Source organism: Sinobacterium norvegicum (assembly GCF_923077115.1).
In the GTDB taxonomy this organism is placed as follows: Bacteria; Pseudomonadota; Gammaproteobacteria; order Pseudomonadales; family Sinobacteriaceae; genus Sinobacterium; species Sinobacterium norvegicum.
The window spans coordinates 1,390,966-1,408,853 of the sequence record NZ_CAKLPX010000001.1 but is presented as its reverse complement, the minus strand read 5'-3'; the positions used below and the strand labels follow the sequence as shown (position 1 = coordinate 1,408,853).

19 protein-coding genes are annotated in these 17,888 nt (G+C 47.0%); 9 read left to right on the top strand and 10 right to left on the bottom strand.

Annotated elements, in window-relative coordinates:
- The 5 genes from bhcC to L9P87_RS06235 all read left to right on the top strand — a co-directional run bounded on the left by bhcC (window position 1) and on the right by L9P87_RS06235 (window position 5,893).
- Window positions 1-1,155 carry a 3-hydroxy-D-aspartate aldolase BhcC gene (gene bhcC / locus L9P87_RS06255; protein WP_237443814.1) on the top strand — a complete coding sequence of 385 codons (1,155 nt, stop codon included), beginning with the start codon at window positions 1-3 and terminating at the stop codon, window positions 1,153-1,155.
- Window positions 1,156-1,165: 10 nt separating this feature from the next.
- Complete coding sequence (gene bhcD, locus L9P87_RS06250) at window positions 1,166-2,155, top strand: iminosuccinate reductase BhcD (RefSeq protein WP_237443813.1); 990 nt, start codon at window positions 1,166-1,168, stop codon at window positions 2,153-2,155.
- A 318-nt stretch (window positions 2,156-2,473) separates the two neighbouring features.
- Window positions 2,474-4,789, top strand: coding sequence for a serine/threonine-protein kinase (locus L9P87_RS06245; protein WP_237443812.1), 2,316 nt, complete (start codon window positions 2,474-2,476; stop codon window positions 4,787-4,789).
- Entirely contained in the window at window positions 4,789-5,532 is a 744-nt protein-coding gene (locus L9P87_RS06240; RefSeq protein WP_237443811.1) for a PP2C family protein-serine/threonine phosphatase, read from the top strand. The genes L9P87_RS06245 and L9P87_RS06240 overlap by 1 nt, the downstream gene beginning before the upstream one ends.
- 10 nt (window positions 5,533-5,542) lie before the next feature.
- Window positions 5,543-5,893 carry an FHA domain-containing protein gene (locus tag L9P87_RS06235; protein ID WP_237443810.1) on the top strand — a complete coding sequence of 117 codons (351 nt, stop codon included), beginning with the start codon at window positions 5,543-5,545 and terminating at the stop codon, window positions 5,891-5,893.
- A gap of 365 nt (window positions 5,894-6,258) precedes the next feature.
- On the opposite strand, the gene L9P87_RS06230 is transcribed toward L9P87_RS06235, so the two are convergent.
- Together L9P87_RS06230 and L9P87_RS06225 are read right to left on the bottom strand one after the other, a co-directional pair.
- On the bottom strand, window positions 6,259-6,654 hold the full coding sequence (locus L9P87_RS06230) for a hypothetical protein (protein ID WP_237443809.1): 396 nt from the start codon (window positions 6,652-6,654) through the stop codon (window positions 6,259-6,261).
- 63 nt (window positions 6,655-6,717) lie between these two features.
- A complete protein-coding gene (locus tag L9P87_RS06225; RefSeq protein ID WP_237443808.1) occupies window positions 6,718-7,431 on the bottom strand; it encodes a glutathione S-transferase family protein in 714 nt (237 codons plus the stop codon).
- A gap of 608 nt (window positions 7,432-8,039) precedes the next feature.
- Between L9P87_RS06225 and L9P87_RS06220 the strand changes: the two genes are divergently transcribed.
- Window positions 8,040-8,276, top strand: coding sequence for a hypothetical protein (locus L9P87_RS06220; protein ID WP_237443807.1), 237 nt, complete (start codon window positions 8,040-8,042; stop codon window positions 8,274-8,276).
- A gap of 54 nt (window positions 8,277-8,330) precedes the next feature.
- Here the strand turns inward: L9P87_RS06220 and L9P87_RS06215 are convergent, their stop codons facing one another.
- From L9P87_RS06215 to L9P87_RS06205, 3 genes are all read right to left on the bottom strand, one after another.
- Window positions 8,331-9,305, bottom strand: a complete 975-nt coding sequence (locus L9P87_RS06215) for a glutathione S-transferase family protein (RefSeq protein ID WP_237443806.1) — start codon at window positions 9,303-9,305, stop codon at window positions 8,331-8,333.
- Window positions 9,306-9,498: 193 nt separating this feature from the next.
- A complete protein-coding gene (locus L9P87_RS06210) occupies window positions 9,499-10,239 on the bottom strand; it encodes a pirin family protein (protein ID WP_237443805.1) in 741 nt (246 codons plus the stop codon).
- Window positions 10,240-10,307: 68 nt separating this feature from the next.
- A complete protein-coding gene (locus tag L9P87_RS06205) occupies window positions 10,308-10,754 on the bottom strand; it encodes a DoxX family protein (protein ID WP_237443804.1) in 447 nt (148 codons plus the stop codon).
- 109 nt (window positions 10,755-10,863) lie between these two features.
- Here L9P87_RS06205 and L9P87_RS06200 point away from each other — a divergent pair, with 109 nt between their 5' ends.
- Complete coding sequence (locus L9P87_RS06200) at window positions 10,864-11,763, top strand: LysR family transcriptional regulator (protein WP_237443803.1); 900 nt, start codon at window positions 10,864-10,866, stop codon at window positions 11,761-11,763.
- Between the two features lie 299 nt (window positions 11,764-12,062).
- Here the strand turns inward: L9P87_RS06200 and L9P87_RS06195 are convergent, their stop codons facing one another.
- From L9P87_RS06195 to L9P87_RS06180, 4 genes are all read right to left on the bottom strand, one after another.
- Window positions 12,063-12,548, bottom strand: coding sequence for a VOC family protein (locus tag L9P87_RS06195; protein ID WP_237443802.1), 486 nt, complete (start codon window positions 12,546-12,548; stop codon window positions 12,063-12,065).
- 346 nt (window positions 12,549-12,894) lie between these two features.
- Window positions 12,895-13,197: a hypothetical protein gene (locus L9P87_RS06190; RefSeq protein WP_237443801.1), complete on the bottom strand. Its 303-nt coding sequence runs from the start codon at window positions 13,195-13,197 to the stop codon at window positions 12,895-12,897.
- 113 nt (window positions 13,198-13,310) lie between these two features.
- On the bottom strand, window positions 13,311-13,937 hold the full coding sequence (locus L9P87_RS06185) for a hypothetical protein (protein ID WP_237443800.1): 627 nt from the start codon (window positions 13,935-13,937) through the stop codon (window positions 13,311-13,313).
- 121 nt (window positions 13,938-14,058) lie between these two features.
- Window positions 14,059-14,451, bottom strand: coding sequence for a hypothetical protein (locus L9P87_RS06180; protein ID WP_237443799.1), 393 nt, complete (start codon window positions 14,449-14,451; stop codon window positions 14,059-14,061).
- 628 nt (window positions 14,452-15,079) lie between these two features.
- Between L9P87_RS06180 and L9P87_RS06175 the strand changes: the two genes are divergently transcribed.
- Window positions 15,080-15,430: a YajD family HNH nuclease gene (locus L9P87_RS06175; RefSeq protein ID WP_237443798.1), complete on the top strand. Its 351-nt coding sequence runs from the start codon at window positions 15,080-15,082 to the stop codon at window positions 15,428-15,430.
- Window positions 15,431-16,019: 589 nt separating this feature from the next.
- Window positions 16,020-17,171 (top strand): aromatic ring-hydroxylating oxygenase subunit alpha, encoded by a 1,152-nt coding sequence (locus tag L9P87_RS06170; protein ID WP_237443797.1) that lies wholly within the window; start codon window positions 16,020-16,022, stop codon window positions 17,169-17,171.
- Between the two features lie 84 nt (window positions 17,172-17,255).
- On the opposite strand, the gene L9P87_RS06165 is transcribed toward L9P87_RS06170, so the two are convergent.
- Window positions 17,256-17,825, bottom strand: coding sequence for a pyridoxamine 5'-phosphate oxidase family protein (locus L9P87_RS06165; RefSeq protein ID WP_237443796.1), 570 nt, complete (start codon window positions 17,823-17,825; stop codon window positions 17,256-17,258).
- Window positions 17,826-17,888: the final 63 nt, after the last annotated feature.

The window sequence follows — 17,888 nt, the reverse complement described above, 5'->3', positions numbered from 1 at the left end:
ATGAGCACGATTGACCTGAGTAAATATGAAGTGGGCTATGATATTCCCGCCGCCATCGGCATGGATGAGGCGGATATTCAGACCCCTTGTCTGATTCTGGATTTAGATGCGTTAGAAAAAAACATTAAGACCATGGGCGACTACGCCCGTGACGCCGGTGTTCGTCACCGGGTACACGGCAAGATGCATAAGTCTGTCGATATTGCCAAGCTGCAGGAAGAGCTCGGCGACAGCTGCGGTGTCTGCTGTCAGAAGGTGAGCGAGGCGGAGGTGTTTGCCCGCGGCGGCATCAAAGATGTATTGGTTTCAAACCAGGTGCGTGACCCACTAAAAATCGACCGCTTGGCGCGCATGCCAAACTTGGGTGCCCGCACCATCTGTTGTGTCGACGATCTGGCCAACGTGGCCGACTTATCCGCAGCGGCGGTAAAGCACGGCACCGAGATCGAGTGTTTGGTTGAGATCGACTGCGGTGCCGGCCGCTGTGGTGTGGTGGCCGGTCAGCCCGTTGTTGATATCGCACTGGCGATTGCGGCGGCGCCGGGGTTGAAGTTTGCCGGTATTCAAGCCTACCAGGGGGCGATGCAACATCTGGAAAGCTACAGCGAGCGCAAAGAGAAGACCGGCATCGCCATCGACATGGTGCGCACCACCATTGAGATGTTAGCGGCGCAGGGTCTTGAGTGTGACATCGTCGGCGGCGGCGGCACCGGTAGCTATTATTTTGAAGGCCAGTCTGGCGTGTTCAACGAGTTGCAGTGTGGCTCCTACGCCTTTATGGATGCCGACTATCAGACCATTCACGATGAGGACGGTCAGCGCATTTCAGAATTTGAAAACTCACTGTTCATCCTCACCTCGGTCATGAGTCATACCAAGGCCGACAAGGCGATCTGTGATGCCGGCTTAAAAGTACAGTCCCTCGACAGTGGCCTGCCATACATCTATGGTCGCGATGATGTCGAGTACGTCAAATGCTCCGACGAGCACGGCGTGATCAGCGACCCCGATGGCGTTTTACAGGTTAATGACAAACTCAAATTAGTGCCCGGTCACTGTGACCCCACCTGTAATGTACACGATTGGTACATCGGCGTTCGCGGCGGCAAGGTCGAGCAAATCTGGCCGGTATCGGCCCGCGGTAAGGCTTTTTAAGGGGATAATCATGTCTACTAACAATCAAGCAGGCCTGGTCATCGTGCCAGAGGCCGTCTGTCAGCAAGTCATCGACAGGCCCTCGGCCTTTACCGCCGTCGAAAGCGTCTTCGCCGCCATGGCCCGGGGCGACGCCTACAACTTCCCCGTGATCCGCGAGGCCATCGGCTATGCCGATGCCCTCTACGGTTTCAAATCCGGCTTCGACCGCGCCGGTATGGCGCTGGGGGTAAAGTCCGGCGGCTACTGGCCGGGCAATGCGGACCAGGGTTTGACCAATCATCAGTCGACCATCTTTTTGTTCGACCCCGACACCGGAAAACTAACGGCGTTGGTAGGCGGCAACTATTTGACCGCCGTGCGCACCGCCGCCTCGAGTGCGGTATCGATTGCCCATCTGGCCCGTCAGGATGCCAAGGTGTTAGGTATTATCGGCGCCGGCCACCAGGCCAGTTTTCAGCTGCGCGCCGCGGTTGAACAACGCCAGTTTGAGAAAATAGTGGCGTGGAATAAGTCACCCGAGCGGCTAGCGAGCTTGGCGGCCGTGGCCGCCGATCTCGGCCTGCCCTTCGAGTCGTTAGAGCGCGAAGAAGTGGCGGCGCAGTCCGATGTGATCATTACCATCACCTCGGCCAAGGAGGCCTTGTTGCTCAACGACTGGATTCGCCCCGGCACCCACATCGCCTGCATGGGCACCGATACCCGCGGCAAGCAAGAGGTCGACAGCGCCTTGTTCTCCACCGCCACGGTGTATACCGACGAGGTGGCGCAATCCGTCAGTATCGGCGAGGCGCAGCATGCGGTGGTCGAGGGCTTGGTCGCCCACAAAGACATCACGCCCCTGGGCGATGTGATCAACGGTGACCATGGCGGTAGAAATTTCGCCGAGGAAATCACCTTGTTCGATGGTACAGGCGTAGGTTTGCAGGATTTGGCAGTCGCCTCAACGGCGGTAGAATTAGCTGTAGAGCAGGGGTTAGCTACCTCGATCGCGCTCTAGCGTACTGCTTTATTTATCCTGAGCCGAACGCCCGAAAGGGGTTCGGCTTTTTTTGTTTTGGCGATTGGGGAAAAGGTGGTGGTAAAAGGGGAGTGCTTCGGGAGAATCACGCCGCGGCCAACACCATCGCCTAGCACGCCGTGAATACCTCCCTGTAGGCTCAGCGTCAGCGTCCATGCTGACGATGCCTCTGCGATGGTGTTGGCGGCTGATTTGGAGTGATTGAGTTTTTACTCTGACCCTAAATATAAAGATATTATCTCTAAAACTGTGATGGCTGTGCAGTCAATTAACATCGCCTTGATGTAGTTTTCATAGATGATTAAAAGCCGTTTATCCCCTTATGTATTGCTTCGTAGCCTGGTTAATGTGTATACGTTAATCATCGGGCTGACTCTTTACTGTCTGACTACTTTGTTTCAGCCTGACGGCACTGCCGTTGGCTGGTTTGATCGGCTGATTATTGATCAATTACAACAGCCAATAAGCCAAGGCGAAATAGAAAATCGCTTTATTATTCGCATCTTAAACAGTGAGCAGATTGAGCAAATCAACACCGGCGGCTTAAATGCGGCCGCGTTAATTGATGAGTTACAAGTATTTGAAGGGGCACGACTAAAAGGTGTGTATATCGCCTCGACACTGACCCCGAATAAAGTTTACAGCCCGTTAATGAGTACCTATCGCGAACAACTGGGTTGGTATAACGCTGTATTCCCCTTAAATCAGCCGACGATTACTGATTTTTTTGATCGTTATCGCTGGTTATCCGGTTGGGCATACGAATATCAGCATGATTTTTATCCCGGTGAAATTGACGATCAATTGAAACAGGCTTCTTCCGCTGCCTTTTATGATCGCTTATTAGTCGGGCTGACATCGGCGCTACAAGATGTTCATTTATCGCCGCTGTCTCGGGATATTATTTTGGCCGATGTTGAACAGCAGCAGCTATCGGCAGCGTTTAATTTGTTAACGCAGGCGGTGGATAAAAAATCGTTGTTTGTTCGCGATAATAAGGGACGGCTTAGTGTTGAGGGCAAGCAGTACGCGGCGAGTTTTAACGGCAGCATGACGCCTTTGCTTGCGGTTGATTACACGAGGCTTGTCAGCGATGTCAATCTTCCCGAAAATGCGGCCAATAAAATATTATTGATCGGTGACGGCGAATCTATTGCTGCTTTTATCGAAGAATATATCAGTCTTGAACGAGAACATTATCTCACCACATCGACCGCGGAGCTAACATACACACTGCTTACGATTATGCTGACCGTGTTGGTGTTTTTGTCGGTGTGTTATTTCTGCCGGTCCGGTTATGTTGTCTTAGTTGGCGGTCTGTTTTTGCTTGTGAGTCTTGCGGTGCAAATAGGTTTTGCCATGTTTGAGCAGGTATGGCTGCCCCTAAGCAGTCTTTATATACTGATTCCGGCAACAATATTACTCTATTTTTCAGAGCGTATTTTAACAACGCCATATCGTCAGTTAGAGCACCAGTTGGCGGCACAGTCCTTGAGTTATGCTAATGAGTTACAGCAATTATCACGATTTGATGAGTCTTTGGCTGTAGTGAAAAACGGATTATTAACGCCGGATATTGTGCAGTTTATTTATCAGTTGGCGCAGAGAAGTCAGGCGGAGATGGATCGGCAAGGGGCGCTGGCCGCGTTGACTTTTCTGCATAAAAATAAACGCGGCTACAAAGATGTTAAAGAGCAACTGAGCCAGCTACAGCCATTATCTGAGACGAGAGTATTGACTACGGATGATGATGCAACGGTATTAATTCCGGCGTCTTCGCGAAAAATAGTGAGTCAATTGGGCCGCTACAATGTGATTAAAGAATTGGGTCGCGGTGCTATGGGAGTGGTGTATTTGGGCAAAGACCCGAAAATATCGCGCAAAGTAGCGATTAAAACACTGGATTATCAGCAGTTACCTGAGGACAGTGTCGAGGCCTTTAAGCAGCGATTCTTTCAAGAAGCAAAAGCCGTAGGGCGTTTGGATCACCCTAACATTGTTAAAATATTTGATATGGGTGAAGAGCGTCATTTAGCCTTTATTGCCATGGATTTTATTGAAGGTGAGCCACTGAAACATTTCTGTCAGAGCAATCGTTTGCTGCCGCCAGAGCTGGTTTATAATTTGTGTATTCAGGTGGCCGATGCCTTGGATTATGCACACAGTAAGCAGATTATTCACCGCGATGTGAAGCCACATAATATTATGTTTAACCCAGAGACTAACACCTGCAAACTAACGGATTTTGGTATTGCGCGGTTAACCGATGATTCGAGAACACGTACCGGTGAAATTATGGGTAGCCCGCTGTATATGTCGCCAGAGCAATTAAAAGGGCTGCCATTAGATGCTCGTTGTGATGTCTTTAGTTTGGGGGTGACGCTGTATCAATTGCTCACAGGCCAAACGCCGTTTAACGGCGAAGGCATTGCCAATATTGCCTACCAAGTCGTCAGCGGTAAGTTTGACGCCATAAAAATAATTAAACCAGAGCTGCCGCCTAGTGCAACACGTATTACCAATAAGGCGATGCATAAAAATCCAGATAAACGGTATAAAGATGCCGCCGAAATGGCCAAGGCATTAAGAGCGAGTTTGCGGAGGGATTTTTAATGGTTTTACACGCAATAACCGGGCTGACACATCGTGGCTGTAAGCGGAGTAACAACCAAGATAGTATTTATTATCATTCACTCGGCAAGCGGGTCTCGTTGCTGGTTGTTGCCGATGGTATGGGTGGTTATAAAGGTGGTGAGGTGGCCAGCCAAGTATGTGTCGATAGTTTTCAGCAGCCATTTGAGCGTTTAATCGAGCAGCAGCAGAACTGGCATGCAGAGCAATGTCATCAGTTTTTAGCGGCGGCCTTAGCAGCCGCTAATGCATCGATTCTAACCATGCGTTCGCTAGACGCTAACCTCGCTAAAATGGGCACAACCTGTGTTGCGGCGTTAGTCGTTGGTGAAAAAGCCTATATTGTTTCGGTGGGTGATTCGCGTGCTTACATTATGCGGGATGATAAACTGCAGCAGTTAACCACCGATGACACCCTGTATTCTCAGTTGGATATGGCTCAGCAAGAAAAATTAAGTGACTCGCCGCTTAACAACATTCTCACCAATGCGATAGGTGTTAAGGCTAAGGTTGAGCTGCAAAGCTATGAATTAGATGTGGCACCAGGGCAGGTTTTGCTGTTGGCCAGTGACGGTTTGACGGGCGAGTTGGCGGATGATGAGATTTTAGAAATAATGAAAAAATCCAGCAGATTTGATCATATATGCGACGAATTACTGGAATCATGTTTAAGCGCTATCGCTAAAGATAACGTGTCAATAATTACCTTTAAAGTAGATAAATAGGAAAAAAATAATGACATTTTTAGTTCAAATGATTGATGACGTGGTATCAAATCAGTTTGAGATTGGCGAGGGCGAAGTGACTATCGGCCGAAAGCTAAGCAATGATATCTGCATCGGTGAAGAGTCGGTCAGTAGCTTTCATGCGAAAATAACCGTCGAAAAAAACATCTATTTTGATAATATTTTAGACGTTTATATTGAAGATCTGAACAGCACAAACGGCACTTATGTGAATGATGTTCAGCTGCGGGGACGACAGAAGCTATCTAATAATGATGAAATTAAATTGGCTTGGAACGTCTTTAAATATATTGATAATACCGATGGCGAAATGGAGCAAACAACGTTTATTGCCCAGTAATCAATTGGAATCAATGGGGTCGAATCAATGGGGTCAGACTCGATTGAAACGAGCATCGATGGCGTTTCGGCATCAGCGTCAAGGCCAACCGTCTAAACCGACTAGTGAGGACATCCATAACAGATCGCGTGTTGCCTTGCCGACTTTTCATACAATTCCGAGGGTCTTTCGACGTATTAGTCGGATATCCACAACACTGTGTGCCTTCCTTTTTGGCATGGCCCAGACGCAGCGGCGTTCGTTGGCTGGGACTGCGCTATCGCTGAGCTATTTGGGCAGGGCTCTTCGAGTGGCTGTCCTGATTACGCTTGGTCGCTGACTAGGGCAATTCAACTTCGAGCATATTGAAGCCACAACATGGCTTCTCATTGACGAGGGTATTGCGACTGGTCACTGCGAAAAGTGATGTAAAGACACATAACACTAACAAGCCAGATGCTGCCTTTTAAGATAATAGATTCAACATCAGTGTGTATGTGGTCCTCTCTAAAAGTTGCACCACGCAGATACGCCTCTAGATGGGCAAAGAATGGTACAAACATCGCGCCTGTTGCATAAGCCCAGGCAAGCAACATGATTTTTTCTGCATATGGGCTGGCCTTATGCCATGTCCATACTGCAAGTGTGAAAAATACCGCAGCAGAATAGTCTTCCAGCATTGTTGTGGCATTAATGGCGAAATAATCTACGCCTCTGCGGACAGTTTCTCCAAGGGTGTATACCAAGATCATTACATACGTCATGTAATACACAAATTTCATTTTCAATCCTCATTGTAGGATGCCTAGTTGATACATCACTCTTCAAGTTAAAGCGGATCAAGATCATATCCCGCTTGCTTGACTGGTTAGGTGGCCGGACACCGCCGCCACTCGTTTATGCCATTTTAGTAACGCAGGGTGTTTAGACATCAATGCCTCAAAATCCGGCGTAACACCGTCTAGAAGGCCCGTGCAGAATACGCCATATATTGCGAAATCGGCGGCGCTGGGGTTTTCAGAGAAAAAGAATGTGCTTTCTCCTAAAAGTAGTTCCAGGTCTTCAAGCTTGCCCCCGAGCTCTGCTAAGAGCACCTTATAAGGCAGTCGACCCAACCCCTGTGCTTTGGGCTGTTTACCGACCAAATGGCGAAGAAGAGGTTTTGCAAAAGGGCGAGCGAATAAAGGCACGAAGCGAGAATTTTGAAGTATGGTTCTCTCCTCATTCTCTGGAGCCCAGCGCAATGCTTGGTTATACCAATAGAGAGATTCGTCACTCCAGTCTTCTAGCATCCGCTGCTTAGCAGCCACCTTTTTATCTTCTGATTGCAAGGCTGGCTCTGCCTTTATTTTATCGAATTGACGTAGGATTAACGTTGAATCGAAAATAGCCTCGCCCTCGATAAGCACTACAGGAACCTTACCGGTATGAGGGTTGAGTTTGGAAAGCTCACGTATGCTCACATTTTCTGTGTGGGTGTATGGCAGTTGCTTGTAATTAGCCGCCGCTAGAACCTTTATGACAAAAGGTGAGACATTTGGCCCGAAGATTTCGATCATAATAAGCAGTCCTTGATCGCCATGAGAGTTTTGGTCACCTGATAAGTCTAATCGGGACATCCATGATAGATCATGTGTTGTCTTGCCCTTTTCGCGCGTCTTTAACGAGATACACCGAACTGTATATCTCTCGACTCTAATTCTTATGTGATTGACTAAGCAAACATTTTTTTGTTTCTGCTCCAATGATAATCGTTGAAAACGACAATAAGTGGCACGTACATCCAGCCATAAACCCTGATGCTGTTTGTTCATAAAATGTCACGGCTTTATGTTAGCAAACCAACCCCAGACGCGCAGTCAGTCATTGCCCGCGACTTCAAAAAAGCGCAGCGACAGGAGCGGGGTGTGACTGACGGAGGGGGGCGGAGTGCTTGAAAATGTAGAAATGTAGAAATGTAGAAATGTAGAAATGTAGAAATGTAGAAAGTGCTGCGGCCAAACCTGATTGCACTTGTCGCTAAACAGACAAAAACCCAGCCGCGTAGTCGGTCATTCCCCGAACCTTCAATAAGCGCAGCGACAGGATCGGGGTGTGACTGACCCAGGGGCGTGAAGAGTGCGGAGTGCTTGAGGTGGCTGTCCTGATTGCGTTGGGGATGGCTGGAATGAAAAATCAGATTTGTTCAGGGCAGGGTAATAGGGTGCGAGTGCTGCGGCCAATACCATCACTGAGAACGCCGCGAGTACTTCCCTGTAGGCTCGGCACCAGCATCCATGCTGGTGATGTCTCTGTGACGGTATTGGCCGCGGCTGGGGTGGTGCAGCCTGTTAGCAAAAGGAAAGACTTGACCCTAATGCTTTGTGACGGTATTGGCCGCGGCTGGGGTGGTGCAGCCTGTTAGCAAAAGGAAAGACTTGACCCTAATGCTTGCGGATGGGAGAAGCCTGGCTATAAGTTACTCTCCTCTATTATGAGGCACTGTCCAGTCTTGCTTATGGCTCACCGGAACAATCCCGTATGGGTTTATTGCCAAATGACTCGCATAATAATGGCGTTTAATATGTGCTTCATTGACTGTTTTGGCAATATTAGGAATTTGGTATAGCTCAAGCATAAAGTTGTAGATGTTGCTGTACTGTCCAATTAATTTCAAGTTGCACTTAAAATGCGTATGATAAACCGAATCAAACCGAACTAATGTCACCCATAGACGCCAATCGGCTTCGGTGATCTCGTTGCCCGTTAAGTAACGCTGTGTCGATAATTTATCATCGAGTTGTTGAAGTGCAATAAACAGCTCGGTCACATTTTTATTATAAGCCTCTTGCGTTGTGGCAAAGCCAGTTTTGTAGACACCATTATTGACTTTGTGATAAACCAATTCGTTTTCAAGGTCAATTTTTTCACGCAAGTGTTCAGGGTAGAAGTCTAATGTGTTACCTGTTATTCCATTAAAAGCACTATTAAACATACGAATAATTTCAGACGATTCATTGTTGACAATCACCTTTTCTTTTTTGTCCCACAACACGGGTACACTATTCACGGCGCTGTAATCTGGGTCTTGAGCTAAGTATTTATCACCAATATATGTATCACCGTATAAATCATCCCCGGTGGTGCCATAAAGGCTTTCAGATTCTTCATCATGCTTGAAACTCCAGCCATTTTCATGCATATCAGGGTGAACAACACTGACAGTAATTAAATCCTCCAGACCTTTTAGCTGACGAAAAACTAAGGTGCGATGTGCCCAGGGACAAGCAAGCGATACATATAAATGGTAGCGGCCGGGTTCAGCTTTAAATCCAGCGCGGCCTGTTTTACCAGCGCTGCCATCCGAGGTTATCCAATTCCTAAATTGTGATTCTTTACGCTGATATTCGCCATCTTTTATACTGCTGTTCCAGCTGTTCTTTACTGTCGACATAATAATTAACTCAATATTTTGTGTGTATAAGTAGATTTTTTGTTTGCTACAAACTAAGCGATAGAGATCGATTTGTTTTTAAACTAATCTCACAATACGTGCGGCGACTGTTAAATAGGCGGCTTGCATCGCACGATGTCCGCACTATGTCGATCAGCTGTTACTCGGTTGAAGGCTTCATTGCTTTCAAATATTATTGAGGTTTTTTCATTTCAATAATTATGAAGTGTGCATGTTTACCTTTCAACGAAAAGGTAAACTTACCTGCTTCAGTTAATTCTAATGAGTCACGCTCACTAAGAGACGGTAAGGCATCAACGTGGATGCTGCCTTCGACACAGTTAATATATGCCTGCCTTCCTGGCTTTAACTCAAATTCTACCTCAGCACGCGAGTCAGTTAGCTCAGAGGCATAAAAGTTTACATTCGCATTAATATACAATGGAGAAGTAGCCTTGTTACCGGGGTTGCCTACAATATGAAGTAACTTGTTTTCTCTATCGGCTAACGTAAACCCTTTATGGTTGTAGCGAACAGGCCCGCCTCGCTTAGTTGGCATTACCCAGATTTGTAAAAATCGACACCAGTCAGCCTGCTTATTCATCTCTGAGTGCCAAATACCTGATCCCGCAGAAATCGCTTGTACATGCCCTCGGCCAATAGTCTCTTCCTTTTTTGTAACGCTGTCCCAGTGGGTTAGTTTACCTTTGACAACATAACTGATAATTTCCATATCTTTGTGTGGGTGGCGATCAAAGCCATTGCGCGGCTTAACATCATCATCATTGAATACACGTAGTGCGCCAAACCCCATGCGATTCGGGTCATAATAATTAGCGAATGAAAAATGAAAGCGTGTATTTGCAGGGTGCATATGGCTGCTGGGTAAATAATGCAGCTCAGATGCGCTAATTTTTTGATGTGCAGTATTCATAATAATTTCCTTCTTTAAATGAGGGGGCTACCGACCGATGGCAAACATCGATCGATTACTATGACCAATTAGCCTAAACGTTGGGCTATCAGCTGATCTAGCGACACCTTACCTGCGCCACTGAACGCCAATGAAACAGATGCTGCGAATAATGCCAGGGCAAATTCATAGCCGTTCTCTGTCATAAACAAACCGTTAGCAAAATGGACGCTAAAGATGGCTACTAGCATGGTAATGCTAAGCATCAAAGCTGCAGGGCGAACTAGCAGGCCGATTAATAGAGCGATACCACCAAAAAACTCTGCACTGCCAGCTAATAGCGCTAGTTGATAGCCAGGCTCAAGGCCAATTGACGCCATCCACTGACCGGTACCTTCCAGGCCGTAGCCACCAAATGCGCCGAATAATTTTTGTGCGCCGTGCGCAATAAAGATAATTGCAATCGGTAGCCTAAGGGCTAATGCAGCAAGGCCAGAATCTGTTGTAACTAATCTTTTGATCATTGAATTGTTCATGCTTTATCTTCCTAGGTTCGTTGTATTTGATTGATGGAGCTATTATATTTAAAGGGATTGGTGATTAATAACGATGAAATGTGAACTATTGATTCAAAAGGATTGATCTATGGGCTCTCCCATAACGCTAGATGCATTAAGGGTGCTTGATGCTATTGAGCGTAAACAAAGTTTTGCTGCCGCCGCCGAAGCGTTGTTTCGCGTTCCGTCAGCCGTATCCTATACCGTCAATAAGCTTGAAGAAGACCTTGGTGTTACATTGTTCGATCGCTCTAAGCGGAAGGCTCAGTTAACGCCAATTGGTAAGATGCTCGTAGAGCAGGGGCGACTGATTCTAAAGGCAACCGATGAGCTCACGCACATGGCTCAGCAATCAGCGAGCGGCTGGGAATCTGAGTTACGTATTTGTATTGACAGTATTTTGCTGTTTGAACCTGTTTATACTTTGATAGCGCAATTTCAAAAGCTGCACCCCTGGATAAACATTAGGGTTTCAGAGGAGGTGTTGGGGGGCACCTGGGATTCATTGATTGCCGACAGCTCTGATCTGATTGTTGGCGCCACAGGGGAGTCATATAAGGGCGATTTTTCTATTCATGATTTAGGTGAGATTGACTTTGTATTTGCTGTCGCAAAAGATCATCCGTTAGTTGAAGAGGGGCAACCGATATCAAATAAATCCATAGCAAAATATGCATCAATCGTGGTTTCGGATAGCTCTCGGAGTATGCCAAATCGATCGATCGGTTTGCTTGATGGTCGCTCGAGGATTACTGTTCCAACAATTGAAAAAAAGATTGAAGCCCATGCCCTTGGCCTAGGCGTCGGTTTTCTTCCTGTTCACCGAATTAGAGAGCGACTAGAGTCCGGGGAGCTAAAAAGCTTACAGCTAGCAAGTTACGAAAGCAGAAGAAGTAAATTAATCATGGCGTGGCGAAAAGATAATCAAGGCAAAGCCTTGGCATGGTTTGTCGACAAGATACAGGAAATATCAAGTCAGTTGGTTTAGTTCGTCTTTTTAAAGTCTAATCGGGAGATCCATGATAAGTCATGTGCTGTCTTGCTGGTTTCCCATACAGTTCTCCAGTCGCGCAGTCAGTCATTCCCCGCGACTTCAAAAAGCGCAGCGACAGGAGCGGGGTGTGACTGACCCAGTGGCGTGCGGAATGTTGAAGTGGCTGTGAGTGCTGCGGCCAACACCGTCACTGAGAACGCCGTGAATACATCCCTGTAGGCTCGGCACCAGCATCCATGCTGGTGATGTCTCTGTGACGGTATTGGCCGCTGACGAATTACTGCAGCGGAGGCTTACTCGTATTCAGAGGAGTAGGTCTCTTGATAGGTGTGTGAGTAAAGCTCAAACAGATTGCCAAACGGGTCTTCTAGGTAGGTCATCTGGTAAGGCTTGCTATCGTCTTCGGGGTGATAACGCATGATATCCATCCGCGACTTACCGCCGAGCGCCTTGGTTTTGGCAATCACGCCGTCGAAGTCATCGGTCTCCAGGCAGAAGTGAAAAATGCCGATGCGAGAGAAGTCGACAACATGGCGCTCCTGACGCTCTTTCATTTCAAACAGCTCAACACCAATACCATCGCTGGTCACCAGGTGGGCGATGTTAAAGCCCTTAAAGCCGTCACCAAAGACGGCGATACACATCCTGCCAATGGCGGTCTCGCGTTCTTCTTCAACCTTGGTATTACCCATTACCAGCTTAAGGCCTAACGCCTGGGTGTAAAACTCGACAGCCTTATCCATGTCGCCAACAAGAATACCTACGTGATTCATTTTCATAATATCTGCCTACTGATGCGTGGTGAGTAACGATGTTTGTTTCGATGTGTTCAGTATAGGCAGGTAGTGGTATTAGGTGAAATTATTATATTTTATGGAGATGAGTATATTTTGTAATAATTCTGGGAGGAGGGCGTCGGGCGGGAGGTTGCGAGTGCTGCGGCCAACACCACCGCTGAGAACGCCGTGAATACATCCCTGTAGGCTCAGCGTCAGCGTCCATGCTGACGATGCCTCTGCGGTGATGTTGGTCGCGGCTTCGGGTGGCTGTCCTTTTAGTGGTTTGGCTAAAATGTTGAACGGAGAGAAAACAGCCAACTGTAAATTTCCCCTCTTGAGCGCCTTGTTATATTTTGATTTCTGAAAAATTTGTAATTATGTCTTTTACTACTGTTAGATTTTGAGTGAACCAGTAATCACGTTCCATATCTTGTCCATCAGGTGATCCCAATTTGCTATGTAGATTTAGCAAAGAAATAACCTCTCCGGTAGGATACAAACGGTATTTTTCACTATAAGCCCGAAACCATAAACTACCTGCTTGATTTTTAAGCTTACAATGTGAAATCTTAAACCGCCCACCTTTGTTTTCCTGAACACTTAGCTCTGCAAACTGGGAAACGAATTCTTCAATATCATGCGATTTCATATATACCCTCGATAAAAATATAACGCCGGCCACACAGTGGAGTGATTTTGGCGCTTTTGTTGCGGCTCCTTGCAACAAAAGTGACAAAATTATGGAGTCGGTGCTGGCCCTTGTTATGCATTGTTAGCCAACCATGTATCGTAATAATTAATATTAGATAATAGGTCGCTTATTAGCTTGTTGAACTTATCTTCACCGTAGTTCGAACATATATCTTCAATGCTTATATATTTTTGTAAACTATTAAAGTCTGGCGGAAGTTTTTTCCATGATGAAATAACACTATTTCTTGCGATAATACTCCATTCATCAGCAAGAGGAAAAATACGCCCTTCAATTCGAGTAGACAACTGACTTCCACCTATCACTTCAACTAATTTCCTATCAAAATTTCGATTTAGAATAGAGAAGATTTTACCAGATACTCTATATTCGGATGTATGAGCTGAAACGGAGCATGGAGCTAGCATTTTATTTACAGATGCTCTGGCTAGCCCTGTGTATCCTAACTTTAACTCTATAGGAAGCACCTTCCCATTCTTTAGTAAAATACCTAAATCTAATGTCGAAAAACCATCAAAAATAATCGGCGCCCCAGGAAACTCTAAAGGCAACTGTCTATGAACACTTTGAATTTCATTTTCTGGTAGATTAAGTCTCTTGGCGAAGTAGCTAATATCTTCACCAAGAATTTTCTCAACTACCAGCTCGCCAAGATGAGGGAATACATCTTCAATCATTCACTACTCTCGATTGCATAACGCCGGCAGCATTCGCCGGAGGTAAATGGCGTCTTTTGTGCAGCTCCACCGCACAAAAGGTGACAGTAGCCGGAGGTCGATTGCCTGCCTTTGTTATGCATTAGACTTCATAGCCCCTAACTTCGAGACCTTCTTCAGTTTCAAATACCGGATATTTACCTAAAGTATCCGCTATAGATTTTAGCGAATCAATATCTTGCTCACGCTCATAACCGACATTGCTCACTGGCTTATATCTTCTTGGGATAAACACTGAAAATATCCACTTATATTCAAAAGGCTGAAATCTTCCATCATTAAATCGATTATGGAGTAAGTCACGTTTGATTGGTAATCGATGTATTTCTTGATGGTCTGAATCTAGAAATCTCCATATAGAATGATCAACTTCTATACCTGAATCAGCCCAAGCGGAAAATAGCTTAAACCACTTAGAATTATTCATGTAACTAACTGAATATTTTTGTGATGCCTTTTTATATTCAATATCCATGAATTACTTCCTGTGCATAACAGTGAATTAATAGGCCAACAGGCGTTATATGTTTTTTACTGCTTTCGCCCATTATATATTCACCTGAAAATTAATTATTATATTTATCAATTGCATACAGGGTGTACCAAAAGCAAAGCGAGCCCGAAGTCAACAATAACTTTGTTATAGGGTTTTCCCTGTAACAAAAACGCTACCTAATACTATCAACAAGTTACAAGCTATTCTACCGTGTTCAAGAGCCCAGTGGCTTCAGAACAAGGTAATCCTTGGAAGAAAACACCCCCTCTAGTCAGTATTGAGATCGTCTAATAAGGACATCCATGACAAATCCTGTGTTGTCGTGCCGGTTTCCCATACAGTTCTAAGCTTTTCTGTCGATATACATACACCCCCCCCCCAGCCGCGTAGTCAGTCATTGCCCGAGCCTTCAAAAAGCGCAGCGACAGGATCGGGGTGTGACTGACGGAGGGGCGTGCGAAGTGAGGTGTGGTCTCGTTGTCAGGCCAATCAGCGCAGCCCGATCATGGCATCGGGGTGTGACTGACGGAGGGGCGTGCGAAGTGAGGTGTGGTCTCGCCGTCATTAATGGTATTCTAGCGCTCTAATTTATCGTCGGGACACACCCATGAGCACACCCAGCTTTGAACAAGTACGCGCCGCGCAACTGGAATATAACAGCAAGCGCGCCAGCGGCTACCGCGAAAAAGCACTGAAACTCTTCCCCTGGGTCTGCGGCCGCTGCACCCGTGAGTTTGAACTCAAGGGCCTGTCGGAGCTTACTGTTCACCATGTCGACCACAACCACGACAACAACCCTAACGACGGTAGCAACTGGGAGTTGCTGTGCGTTTACTGCCACGACGAAGAACACACCAAGTTCGAAAACCTCGTCCGTTACGGCGATACCAAAGACAAAGAAGTCAAAGCGGCAACCTACAACCCCTTCGCCGACCTCAAGGCCAAAATGGGCAAGTGATCGCATACTGTCGATAAGCGTACAGCTCCAGCCCAGCCGCGCAGTCAGTCATTGCCCAAGCCTTCAAAAAGCGCAGCGACAGGATTGGGGTGTGACTGGCCCAGCGGCGATCGGAGTGACGCTGCCCTGATAAGGCTCTGCAGCCAACACCACCGCAAAGAACGCCGTGAATACCTCCCTGTAGGCTCAGCGTCGGCATCCCTGCTGACGATGTCTCTGCGCCGGTATTGGCAACAGCCAAGCCAGCAATTGATTAAGCCTCTCTATCGATAAAACCACAAAGCCCCAGCCGCGCAGTCAGTCATTGCCCGAGCCTTTAAAAAGCGCAGCGACAGGATCGGGGTGTGACTGACGCAGCGGCGTTCAGAGTGAGGTGTGGTCTTTTATATCAGCGCAACAGGTGCAGCCCGATCATAAAGCCGGGGGTGTGACTGTCCCAGTGACATGCCCCAGTGCTGCTAGCAATAACTTTGAGCTGTTTAGTTAATTTTAGATAAAGAAAGTGCTAGGTTATAAAACGCTACCAGAGTGGTATCCGCCTTTGAATCATCAATACCGTGTCAATACGTGAATTCAGCTGGAGAAAACCTTGCAACGGGAAGACCTTGTTCAAGAAATAAAAATATTAATGGACTTGGTGGACAATAAGACCACCGTCATGGCCGACAGCGTCATGGAAATCGACGTTAAGGAATATACCAGCCCCGAGCAATTTGAGCGTGAGAAAACAGCGCTTTTTCGTCACTACGCACAGTTTGTCGGCCCCAGCTGTATTGTGCCTAAGCCGGGTGATTACTTCTCTTTTGATGATACCGGCGTGCCCATTTTAATTGTTCGCGCTGGCGATGGTACGCTGAACGCCTTTGTCAATATCTGTTCCCACCGAGGTGCGCCGCTAACAGATTGCGTCAGCGGCCAGGCTAAAAACGGCAAGATGTTCTCATGCCCTTATCACGGTTGGACATACAATCTTGACGGCGAATTGATTGCCGTGCCTTTTGGTAAAGAGGGGTTTCCTGAGCTCGACCGTGGCAAGCGCGGGCTGACGAAATTACAGGTTGAAGAAAAGTACGGCATGATTTTCGTGATGCCAGATCCAGACAAAACATTCGATATAGATGAGGTGTTAGGCGGCATTGAACAGCGGATGTCTGGCTTCGGTTTTGACGATCATCACTATTTAGGCAGCAAGCAGGTCTATACGGATTTTAGCTGGAAACTCAATATGGATACCTTCCATGAGTTTTACCACTTTGATTTTTTACACCCCGATAGCATTGGAGCCATGGCCTACGGTAATTTGGCCAGTTATGTCGAGTATGGCCGCAACCACTCTATGGGGTCGGCCACCTTAAGCATTAACGAATTAAAAAACCTGCCAGAAGATCAGTGGCAGCCCCGTGAATACAGCTCTTTTGTGAACTATATATTTCCCAATACCGTCATTTTTGTGGTCAACGATCACTTCCAGGTTTGGCGGGTATACCCCATCAGCGCTGGCCGCTCGGTGGTTTATCACAGTATGTTTATACCCGATAAGCCCAAAGACGAAGCGGAACAGCAAACCTTTGAAGATTATTTTCAAATGATTAACGATGTGGCTGTGGCGGAAGATTACGGGCTGGTTGATAAGGTGCATCGAGGTTTACAAGCGGGTATCGAACGCAGTGTGATTATTGGCCGAAATGAACCCGGCGTGCAAAACATGCATCGACAGTTAAAAGAGATGATCGGCGAATAACACTAACGCCTTGCTGGCTGTAGAGTTTGACAGTACACGCTGTGCATTTGGTCAGCGTCAGCATCGCTGCTGACGCCTTGCCTGTTAGCTTTCTTGCTTGTTCTTGGCATCCTCGGCAGCAAACTCGGCATAAGCCTGTGCTGTGCCGGCGGCCATTTTGTCGCCATCGAAGGGAATGGACATCTCCTTGGTAAACTCCATCACAATGCGCTCTGGGGTATTTAAAAAGCGGATGAACAGCTCTGGATCGAGGTCTTTGGTAAAGGTGTTCTCTGGGTCCAGCTTGGCTTCCTGCACCATGGTCTGGGCCAGTATATTGTACATCCACAACTTGGTTTTGCTGTCGTCGTGAATCACCGTATGCCCCTTGTAGCTAACGGTTTTACCGCCGCCCATTGGTGTGCCCTTGCTGGTGATAACAATGGCCGAGCGGCCGTCGCGGGCAATGGCCTTAATGCGGACACGATCTCTGGTGGCCGTCATCCAAATCTTGTCGCCGACGGCAACATAGGCACTGGTCACACCCATTGGGTGGCCGGCCTTATTGGCCCAGATAAAGGTACATTCGCCGCCGGTATTAAGCAGTTCCTGCTCGCGCTCTGGCTCGAGGCGGTAGTTTTTCACATTGTCGTAGTTAACATTTTGATCACTCATAGCTATCTCGTTTTTTATTATTGGAGGGTTGTTGGTTATACGTTGTCTGTTCTGGCTGAAATT